Source organism: Ammoniphilus soli, from assembly GCF_040813775.1.
This window is the reverse complement of the sequence record NZ_JBEGDL010000034.1, coordinates 44758-55460: the sequence shown is the minus strand read 5'-3', so window position 1 is coordinate 55460 and position 10703 is coordinate 44758. Positions and strand designations below refer to the sequence as shown.

The 10703-nt window shown below is 40.3% G+C and carries 10 protein-coding genes; 2 read left to right on the top strand and 8 right to left on the bottom strand.

Annotation, left to right across the window (positions count from 1 at the left end):
• Positions 1-196: 196 nt before the first annotated feature.
• From ABLT31_RS31855 to ABLT31_RS31830, 6 genes are all read right to left on the bottom strand, one after another.
• Complete coding sequence (locus ABLT31_RS31855; RefSeq protein WP_367759306.1) at positions 197-877, bottom strand: ComF family protein; 681 nt, start codon at positions 875-877, stop codon at positions 197-199.
• A complete protein-coding gene (locus ABLT31_RS31850) occupies positions 877-2547 on the bottom strand; it encodes a DEAD/DEAH box helicase (protein ID WP_367759313.1) in 1671 nt (556 codons plus the stop codon). Before ABLT31_RS31850 ends, ABLT31_RS31855 begins: the two co-directional genes overlap by 1 nt.
• A 45-nt stretch (positions 2548-2592) precedes the next feature.
• Entirely contained in the window at positions 2593-2991 is a 399-nt protein-coding gene (locus tag ABLT31_RS31845) for a DUF1259 domain-containing protein (protein WP_367759304.1), read from the bottom strand.
• 215 nt (positions 2992-3206) lie between these two features.
• Entirely contained in the window at positions 3207-3677 is a 471-nt protein-coding gene (locus ABLT31_RS31840) for a hypothetical protein (protein WP_367759302.1), read from the bottom strand.
• A gap of 1107 nt (positions 3678-4784) precedes the next feature.
• Positions 4785-5816, bottom strand: coding sequence for a DUF3231 family protein (locus ABLT31_RS31835; RefSeq protein WP_367759300.1), 1032 nt, complete (start codon positions 5814-5816; stop codon positions 4785-4787).
• A 320-nt stretch (positions 5817-6136) separates the two neighbouring features.
• On the bottom strand, positions 6137-6685 hold the full coding sequence (locus tag ABLT31_RS31830) for a hypothetical protein (RefSeq protein ID WP_367759298.1): 549 nt from the start codon (positions 6683-6685) through the stop codon (positions 6137-6139).
• A gap of 837 nt (positions 6686-7522) precedes the next feature.
• Here ABLT31_RS31830 and ABLT31_RS31825 point away from each other — a divergent pair.
• Both ABLT31_RS31825 and ABLT31_RS31820 read left to right on the top strand, forming a co-directional pair.
• A complete protein-coding gene (locus ABLT31_RS31825) occupies positions 7523-8086 on the top strand; it encodes a CBO0543 family protein (protein WP_367759296.1) in 564 nt (187 codons plus the stop codon).
• A gap of 65 nt (positions 8087-8151) precedes the next feature.
• Positions 8152-8376: a hypothetical protein gene (locus ABLT31_RS31820; RefSeq protein WP_367759294.1), complete on the top strand. Its 225-nt coding sequence runs from the start codon at positions 8152-8154 to the stop codon at positions 8374-8376.
• A gap of 21 nt (positions 8377-8397) precedes the next feature.
• Here ABLT31_RS31820 and ABLT31_RS39090 read toward each other — a convergent pair whose 3' ends face one another.
• Together ABLT31_RS39090 and ABLT31_RS31810 are read right to left on the bottom strand one after the other, a co-directional pair.
• Positions 8398-8634 carry a hypothetical protein gene (locus tag ABLT31_RS39090; RefSeq protein ID WP_462976562.1) on the bottom strand — a complete coding sequence of 79 codons (237 nt, stop codon included), beginning with the start codon at positions 8632-8634 and terminating at the stop codon, positions 8398-8400.
• A gap of 113 nt (positions 8635-8747) precedes the next feature.
• Entirely contained in the window at positions 8748-10139 is a 1392-nt protein-coding gene (locus ABLT31_RS31810) for an IS4 family transposase (RefSeq protein WP_367759292.1), read from the bottom strand.
• Between the last annotated feature and the right edge of the window lie 564 nt (positions 10140-10703).

Sequence of the window (10703 nt, the reverse complement as noted above, 5' to 3'; positions counted from 1 at the left end):
TTCTTTTGTTGTTTCATGATTGTTGTTGATGTTACAGACTTTCGAAATTCGGGTTTAATTAAACATTGTTCTCTTATTTGATGTATCTGTGAATCTTTCACTTCTTGTCTGGCAGAAAAAGGGGGTAGTCTAGCAAAAACATCTTATTCTTTGGCAAAATAATCGTCTACTCTGGCAAATCAATAATTAGTGTCTCCTACCTCGCTACCGTCAGCCCATACACGATTATCCCTTGTTCCGCCAACACCCTTGCACACTCATTGACGGTGCTCCCTGTCGTGTAAACATCATCCACGAGAAGCACCATCTGAATGGGCTCTAGGCAAGTCTGCCACTCAAAGGCATCCCGCAGAGCGGAAAGGCGTTCTGTACGATGCTTCTTGCTTTGTTTATCTGTCACTCGGGTGCGGCGGAGCAGCGAGACGATGGGGAGCTTGGTTTTCCGGCTCAATCGAAGGGCCAGCTGCTCCGCTTGGTTAAAGCCTCTTTCCCGCATTCTTTTCTCATGGATCGGGACAAAGGTGATGGCATCTAAAGGTATATTGGCGAAATAAGCATGATAAGCTTGCTCCAGCCATTCTGCCAATACATCCGCTAGGGATTCTTGGCCTCGGAATTTGTATAGACTCATAATGTCTTTCATCTTTGTGTTGTAGCGGACCGCACTGCGATTACAAACAAAGTAGGTTTGCGGACGAGCGATGCAATCCTCACAGCTGCCTTCTATCTTCATGGGCTTCCCACAGCACGTACAAAGTGGCCCTTCAATCCTTTGAATATCCTTCTCGCATAATCGGCAAATCAGGCCATTAGGAGCCTTCCTTTCACAAAACGCACATTGGTTTTGAACCGGAAACAAGAGATTCCAAACGTTCATCAGTCCAACAGCCCCTTTTTCTTGGCTATCGCATTCATTTCTTTAATATGCTTGACCGCCTTTTTCATCTCTTTCGTTTTCTCCCTCGCCACAAAAATCACGTGACCGATCGGATCGACCAACGAACGCCCCGCCCTTCCGGCAATTTGAACGAGAGACGCTTCATCAAAAATGGGAGCATCGGCTTGCATGACGATCACATCGGTTTTGGGAACCGTGACGCCACGTTCCATAATGGTCGTCGTGACAAGGATCTTGGTTTCTCCCGATCGAAACCGTTTCACCTTCTCTTCCCGTTCTGGATCTCGGGAATTCGTTCCCTCAACCCGCATCGAGCAACGATAGTTTTTAGTTAGTTGATTAACTAACTCCTCCACCCCTTCGATGAAAGGAACAAAGAAAAAGGCTTGCCTTTGGTTTTCCTGAAGATAATCGAGAATCTGCTGGATTGGAGTGTAAGCTTTCCCTGCTTGAAGAACCTTTGTAAGAGACGGATCTAACAACAATTGAGGAATAGCTAACGGTTTACGATGGTAGCGGGCAGGGATTCGGATGTGAGGCTTTTTACGAAGATAGTCCGGTGGGGTGGCACTAAGGTACAGAAGATTGGCCTGAGGTTTTTTGGCCCGCTCCACCGCATAGTACAGCATGGGGTTATTATGATAGGGAAAGGCGTCCACTTCATCAATGATAATGAAATCAAATTTTTCATAGAATCGGATCGCTTGATGGGTGGTCGATAAAGTCAGGTGGGCTTCTTCCCACTTTTCTTTGCTTTTGCCGTGGAGAGCAATGATCTTCGCTTTGGGGAAGGCCTGATGAAATCGAGGAACCAATTCAAGGACAACATCTTTACGCGGGGTGACGAACAAGACTTTTTGGTGGAGTCTCAAAGCTTGTTCAATCGGCCTGAAGGTGACCTCCGTCTTCCCTGCCCCGCAAACCGCCCAAATGAGCAGCTCTTGATTTGAAGAAGTCAGCATCGACACCGCCTGATCTGACGCCTCTTGTTGTGCAGCAGTCAATTGACCTTCCCATTGAAGGGTGGGTGCCTTCAGAGGCAAACCTTCCTGCGTTGGCTCTTCAATATAATACAGAGGAGTACAGGCTTTGCTCCTTCCCATTTGTAAACAAAGCGTACAGTAGGCACACCATTGGTTGCATGAGGCGCAAGGGGCTTCTATGATTTGTTGCTGTCCACAGCGGTTGCAGGTTTTCGTTTCGAGAGAGACTCCTGGCAGAATCTGAACCTGACCCTTTAAGTAGAGAAGTTGGAGTACATCCTGCCATCCTTCGACACCGTAGTTATTCAGCTCTTCTTCCAAAAGAGCCCTGCCAAATGGAATAGTAGAGAGGCGAGATTCTGCCTGTTCAACACGCGATAAAAAGTGCGGATCCTCTTTTATACTGTGTTCGACTTCAATAGGATTATCATTCCTTAGACAGTGAGCAATCGACATCGGTTCACTCACCTGTACGATCGAAACCTCCCCTTTCCTCCCCCAAAACGCCAGATCAAAGGACAGGTCAGCCGTAAGATAGCTTGTCCCATTTATTTCATAACGAATAAAATTCACTAAGTCACCCTCCTTTTTCCCCAGCATAGCATGAGAAACGGAGATCACAAAATGAGCTTTCAGCCCATAATAAAAGAGAATAGAGAGGGTCATCACTGATCCCCCCTCCTTGAGGGATACCCTACCCGAAGATAAGTCTTATCGCCTTTTAATAACATTTAAAGCTGTTCTGACTTTTCTTGCAAAAACTAATGGTTTTTCAACCGTTTCAATGTTGACATAAATCAAACGTGGTTTTTCAAATAACCATTCATTGTGTATAGACGAAACTTTTATCCCCTGTTTACGAATAGCGGAAATAAACCGTTCGACCTCTCTTTGTAGAAGTGCTATTCCGCCTAAACAAAGAGCTTTGCCAGTTTTATTATCTTTTGATTCGAATGAGAAAGAAGTTGTTACCACAAACTTTTTCCCTAAAATAGTTTCTCTTATTTCCTTTCTTGTTATTGTTGCTACACATTTCCCACCTGCATATCCAGGTTGACCTCCGATAATTTTTGCAAATCTCTGGCAAAATAGTTGATCATTGTTCACCATTATTTAATACCTCCTGTTCAATGTTAAGTTATGAGTTTATGAACAGGTTGGAATCGACAAACACCCACATGTGAAAAAAATCTTGAAAAAGTTCGATTTGGTTAGATTTGAAAAACGTAATACCTGAGAAAAAAATTAGTTTTTGTTAGATTTTAAAACACGACTCCTTCAATAAAGAAAAGACCCTTAGTTCTTCAGGATCTTGTGAAACTTCTCTAGTTAATCAAGTAGGAGGGGGTGACTAACCCCCGACCTCTCACACCACCGTCTGGTTTCGGGATTTCGACTCGACGTACCGGCTGAGGTTTATAGGTTCCGTTAAGGAGTTGGTTTCGGATGTCCTCCCAGTGCGTGAACAGGTATGGACGAAGGGATTGAATCTCCATCCCGTCTACACCGGCGGCTCCTTTGTTCTTCTCCACGCGGCGCAAGGCTTGCAGCATGTTTCCACGCTCCAGCACGAGATCCATCAGGTAGTTGTAATGGTCTTCGCGGGTTGTTTCCTCGAATCGTGCCGGAGAGGAACTCGGCACTTCTTCCGTCCCCTGCGGATTCACCGCTTCCTTTGGAAGAGAGCTCCAAGATTGGATTTTCTGCTGTCGTTTGCACGCTTCAAAACTTATATTATTTGATCTACTGCCATGGGGTTCCCTCAACCTCTTTGGTTTCTGGTGGCGGTTCCCCATGTAAAATCCACCGATTTGTGTGCAGTCTGTCAAACCTATAAATAAAGGAAATCCTTCCACCAGTTTCCCTACTCTTAAACCAAACCCTAAGTACTAAATTATTATTCTGAACAGATAAAAACTGAATCTCAGAAATATAAAATTCATTAACCATCTTCCCACCACCTCTTCTACATTATTTCTTTTTTATGAAGTAGGTGAGAAGAGAGTTGGGTTTGTTTGGTTAATCTCTCTCTAACTTTTAGACATTTATTTTTGCATGATGGTGTCATCCGTCTATACACCATACGTCTACTCAGCATATGTTGGTCTTGATCACATATCCAAAGGAAAGATATTAATTGGATCCACGTTTAGCTCAACTTCTTCAAAAGACCAGTTTGTATGGAACCTTGGCAAAGTATTACGAACATATTGATCCGGAAAAACACATTTATTTTTACAGAAAACATTTAAAGTATGAAATGCAATTGGTTCAACTTTATTGGACCTTACATGGTACAATGGAATCCCGTTCTTCGGAAGTACACTATTCAGGTCTTTGATCATGAATAGGGGAGCCACTTGGCTACCCCTCTTTATCCCATTAACAAAATAAAAAGATCATTTGATTACATTACGTTATTCCGGTTATAAAAAGTAGACCAGGAGAGTAATTTAGATCAAGGGTTTTCGTGCCTTGGTTGCCCTTAACATTGCCTTTTCCCCAAGGCCGAAAAAAAGCAGGGTATCTATGAAAATGCCCTGCTTTTTTGAGCAAACTTTGAACAAAATAAAACCGAGGGAGAATGCACACCTTGAACTCCCTACACCTTTCATCGGTTTTTCACTCGAGGTGTGTAACGAACCGCTATTCCTTTTAAGGTTAGCGGTTCTCTTTGTATTTGATTTTAGTTTTGGTTAGGCTTGGAAACACGACTCCTTCCAATAAAGAAAAGACCCTGAGTTCTTCAGGATCTAGTAAAACCTCTCTTTTATTAAGCTATAGATCCCCGTCCCTCGGTATTAAGGGGGTTTAGTGCAATAACATCTCAACGTTGAAAAACCTTCGGTATAGATACCGAAAGCAAAAAAAATGATCAATAATCTCTATTATTGGCTTTTGAATTATGAGCGATCTGCTTTCCCTTTAATTAATTCCTTTCGATCATCAGCTTGGGGTTGTTCTTCCATCCAACCGTAATCAATCATAATATTTGCCCCATCCTCTGAATATTGCAGAATTTCTTGTATTAGACGCTGATAATGAGCGGACAAGTCACGTCTTACACTGACAGACATGGCAAGCCCGTAGTTACCCATACCAAGAGCACTCAATGCTGTCGTATGAAACATCATTAATTTTTCAGAGAATGGCGGTACGGTTGAATCCATGACATGCTGATCCCATGATACGGGAGCAGGCAAATCAGATTCTGCCAGAATGGACTGTAATATTTCCATGTGTTTCTGAGCAATTTTCATTCCTCTTACCATGTAGTCCTTAATTTCCTGTGTCTTAGCTGTTTGTGCAAAACCTAAACACATCCCTTTACCCATTGCATTCGTATGAACATTATTAAAGAGATGGGTGATTTCCGTTGCAATCAAAGGTCTCCGTTCCCCGAAGAAGCCAGTTAAAAATCCTTGTTTCTTCACAAAATCCACTTTTTCAGGAATTGAGATAAATGGATGTCTTACATAAAGTCCCTTTGATAATAAAACTTTTCTTGATTTGTTATGGGTTTCCGTAACAGAAGCAATGATTTCCATAAAAAAATCACTTACATCTGATCGTGCTGATACGCCTATGGCTGCTGCTGCTGCACCCATTCCTGCCATGGCCATATTCCTTATATACATTAAGATCAAACCATCCGAAAACAAGCGTGGAGCATCAACATTTACGTCATCTTTAGTAAAGCCAATAGGGATCGGATGTTTTTCGTGTGTGAAAATATCGGAAATGGTCTTTGTATGTTTTTCTGCCAAACTTAGAGCGTCTTCCACAACGGGTTTAATTTCACTGTCCTCCACCTTATTCAAAAAATATTTAAGGACACACGTTGCCATAGTGTCGTTGAGATATTGCGTCCAAAGAGCACCTAATTCTGCTGAAGTCAATTGAATATTATGTTTGGTTTCCACTTTTTCAGCCATTTTCACCCTCCAATAGATGTTATTATTAGGTATTATTTCCTGCGTTTTTTTAAAAAATTGATCCCGATTAACGGATATAAAAAAATTCACCCCGTTTAACGGAGTGAACTTTCTTGGAAACAAAACACAATATTTATTAACCTCAGCAGTAATTAATATGAGAAAATTTAAGGAACTTTATTCCTCTTTCACAATTTAGAAATCACAAAATCAAAAGCCCAACGAATATGAATCGTTGGACTTAGAAACGGAGAAATATTATAACCGCTGTTGTTTTGTATTTGCTGTTATCCCGTTTACGGCTGCTGATTTTGTACTTTTTATTGAAGTTGTTGTTGATTTTGTTGTCCGTTCAGTTGATTTTGTTGACCACCTTGTTGTTGCCGGTTCATTTGATGTAATTGCTGTTGAGATTGAGAAATCATTTGATTCATTTGGGTTAGCATTTGAACCGATTGAATACCTTGGTTTGCTTGGTTCAGAATTTGAGCAGCTTGCTGAATGGATTGCTGTAACTGTTGGAATGCTTGCTGTTGTTGTTGCTGAACTTGGTTTCCAAATTGTCTCATCTGTTGCATGAGCTGATTCGTCTGCTGCTGATTTTGTTGCCCAGTTTGCTGTGGATTCCATTGAAAGGATTGGAGTTGACTAAGCGTTTGTTCCATTTGGTTTAAGTGGCTTCTTAAAGGTATTAGTTCTTCTGCAATTTCCTCTTTTGCTATTGCTTCTACGATTTCCTCTTTTGCAACTGCTTCTGCGATTTTTTCTGCATCCTTGGACATTTCATATTCCTCCCTTGTTTTCGTTGCTTTAACTTCACGTTCATAAATGTTTCTGCGCCAATATTCTTGTGGAAGTTTAGTTATCACAAACACCCACCTTTCTGTGCCAGTATTTCGGACAAGAGTTATTTTGGATTTAGCCCACCATTTATATACAACTTACTTTTACATATTTCTTTCTGACAAAGGGCAAAATTTATTTGTTGGTAATACTTGATAGGAGGAGCATGAATTGAATAAAAAGTAATAAATTCCTCCAATAGTTGGTTGGGGTTAGAAAAATAAAAAGACCAATCGTCGTAAAACGAGATGGTCCTTCAAATTGAGAAAAGAATGGATGTTATGGATCCAGGACTTCATTTTCCTTCCTCTTTATTAGAACGAAAAATTTTTTTCAATAAAAAAGGAATGACTTCAGCAAAGACTTAACCCTCCTTTTATTACTAATAAAGTTGGTTTTGGATAATAAAAAAGACCATATCGAGGATGAGCTCGAGATGGTCATCAATCCTTACTATTTATTTAGAAAATACATAGAACCTCGAATGACCTTTTTTGAATGGAGCAATGTATTGAAATCTTTCGTATGACTTCTTTATATCCGTTTCTTTTTTAGAGTCTAACTGGTACATTGGGTTTATTGCGGATCCCCACGGCTTGTATTCCATATCATCACCCCATCCTAAAAAAATTAAGCAATGATATATTCTATGCTCACCTAGATGGATATGGACCGTGGTAAAGTTTGTTTTGGTTAGGTTTTATCTATTTATTACTCCACTCAATAGAGAAAAGACCTGACTTCTTCAGGATCTTGGATACCTCCCTTACTCCGCTAAAGAATGTTTAGTTTAACAAGGTTATTTTTAGGTAACAATTTAATTATTTGCATTTATAGGTAACCGTCTAAATCGGGGGTATTACATGACTTACACTTCATATGATGAAATACAAGAAATTCAACGAACCTTAAAAGAGGCTATGTATACTCATTGGATACGTAGCGAATTGTTTCAGTTTAATTGGTGGATAAGCCTCATATTATCATTACTTCCATTGTTCATTTGGTGGAAAATAGTCGATAAAAGCAGGGTATTCCAAATACTCACCTACGGGCTTATGGTGAGCGTTGTGTCGATTGTATTAGACTTTGCTGGCATAAATTTAGTTTGGTGGGGGTATCCAAATAGGCTATTACCAATGATTCCTCCAGTTTTTCCTTTCGACATATCGATAGTTGCCGTTTTGAATATGCTACTATATCAATATTTTCTCACTTGGAAATTGTTTATCAGAGCGAAATTGGTTTTGGCAGCTACCTATTCCTTTATTTTTGAACCATTGCTTGTGAAGTTAGGGTTATACGAATTATATACATGGAAATATTGGTACTCGTTTCTAATGTATATAATTATGGCAGTCTCACTTAGATGGTTAGTACAAAAAATAGCACATTTATCAGTTAATCCACCTAAACAAAATTCTTAATAAAAGCGGCTATAAAAATGATTAAACCGTAACAAAAGCTTGAGGGGAATTATAAAAAGGAATTATTGGATAAGCAGATCAAAAAGTTAGATAGTGAAGAGCAGGCTTTATACGATAAAATAGCAAGGCAAGAAGAACGAATATATTCAACCATTACGGGTGAACAATTGAAACAGTACTCTGTAGATCTTGTTGCTGCAGACTTCCCAACAAAGCAAGCCATCGTCCAAAAACTTGTTCGTCAGATATACGTGGATAGCGATGACATTGAAATTGAATGGGCTTTTTAACTATGTAGTTTGCTTATGTATTCATGGTGGGCTATTCAAACCGCCCAAAAGCGATACGGCCTGATCCGACGCCTCTTGTTGGGATGCAGTCAATTCACCCCGCCATTGAAGGGTGGGTGCCTTCAGAGGCAAACCTTCCCGCGTTGGCTCTATTTCCTTTCTTGTTATTGTTGCTACACATTTCCCACCTGCATATCCAGGTTGACCTCCGATCATTTTTGCAAATCTCTGGCAAAATAGTCGACCATTGTTCACCATTATTTATTACCTCCTGTTCAATGTTAAGTTATGTGTTTATGAACAGGTCGGAATCGACAAACACCTACATGCGAAAAAAATCTTGAAAAAGTTAGTTTTCGTTTAGTTTTAACTCAACTTTCGCACACAGAAACACCTAATAAACCCTTGATATACTTGGGCAAACAGGATAAAAACTTATCAAAAAGCTCTTGAAACTTCTCCTCGGTGAGGATAAGAACTTCCTGAACAATAGATTTAAAAAGATCGATTAAAAGAAGGATGGCGGAGGCGAACTTGATGTCCTCCAATTCATCACAACAAATGTAGAATAAATGTCCAAAGCTGCGTTGATCTTCGTTCTCCCGTGATTCCAACGAGAGAAGCAAATATCTTGCAAATACAATGGTAGTGTGGGCAAACATCATGTCGTAAGACCGACCTTGAAATTCTTTGGCCAGACGGAGATAAGACTTTGTCATTTTGAAGAAAACTTCAATATCCCAACGTCTCCCATAGATACGGATGATTTCATCTTCTGTAAGGGATACATCGGTTGAAAGTAAAGCTAACCAATTTTTCTTGCGGTTGCGATCGCGAACGAAAACGATTTTGGCTTGAACATCCTCCTCTTTTTCGTTCGTTCCCAACGTAACGATAACGGAAGCCAAAATTTTGGATTTCCCACGTCTCTTCCGAACAGCTTTATATAGGGCGTTTAAATTCAGCTTTTGCCCGTCGTAAACGTAGTACACTCTATGCATGGATTTAAGCATACAAATAACGTGCATACCCTGCTCCAGCACTTTCATGATGGTTACCGGAAAGCTAAACCAGCTGTCGAACAAGACATAAGAAGCCTTTGTTCCCGCTTGTAGTGCTTGTTTTAGAAGATCCTGCATGGTTTCCAAAGATTTTTGGCACGCTTCTTTACGACGTTGATAACCGGAAGTCCGTTTGTCCATTCCGTTATTCATTTCAACGTATCGACTGCTTTTCTTATGGGAACTGAGCAAAGAAAAGCAGAGTGGAATAAACGTGTTCCCGTCTGACCAGCCTAATGTGAGCATACGGAATCCACGAACATATCTACCTGTCGTATGATCGTGCACATTCGCCAAAAGTTCTACCGTCTTACTTCGGGCACGTGAAAATAGGGAATCGTCAAAGATCAGTACCTTCACACGGTCTTCTTCTGTTAGGGGATCGAGCTTTGTCTCAATCAGTCCACGGCTAAGAAGTAGCAAGAACTTTCGCCAATTGTAGCGGCTGGAATTAAGAAAGCGATAAACACTATCTTTTCCGGGACGGTTTGTTGAATCTTCTTTTTGTAAAGTCTGATAGAGATTCTTCTTGCTAAACACGAGCAGAAAAATAAATTTAAGCAGTTCAAGGCAAGTAAATCCACAGTCCTTGAAAAAATTAGATTGCTTTAACAGCGTACCTATGCTTTGTTCCTTGAAAAAACGATCCACTTTTGATGTAAGTTGTTGTTCAGAAGCCGAGGAATTTGGTATGATAGACATGAAAAACATCCTTCCTTGGTGGTTTAGTTGTGGTGACTTAATTTTACCAAAGGAAAAGGGTGTTTTTCTTTTGTTTTCTGTTAAAATTCCCAGTTACATCAAGGGTTTATGGTGTTTTCAAGGTGCGAAAGTTGAGTTTTAACTATCATCACTCCTTCCAATAAAGAAAAGACCCTGACTTCTTCAGGATCCTGTGGAATTCTCTTTTGCAGGGTTTTCTGGTGCATTTGATCCCGTTACTTGAAGGCACCGGTTCAAGCCTATTTACCCTGTTATGCATCGGCCGTACCCGCCTGTTAGCTGAGGTCCGACAGAACCAATAATCGCATTGATTTCCTTCTGGGGAATGGTTATAAAAAGTGTTTTTCCGGAGAGTCTAATTCTTAATGTTAGTACAAATTCGTCAAAACATATCAGTGTTCCAGTGAATGTATCAGCATTCGTTACAACTCGGATCCTTTTGAGAAGTAGTTTTCTTAATAGATTTCCATTAAATCTAAATTTTTCCTTTAGATCCTTTAGGATTTGCCACCTATTGTTCCTCCTTAATATCGAGCTCGATTA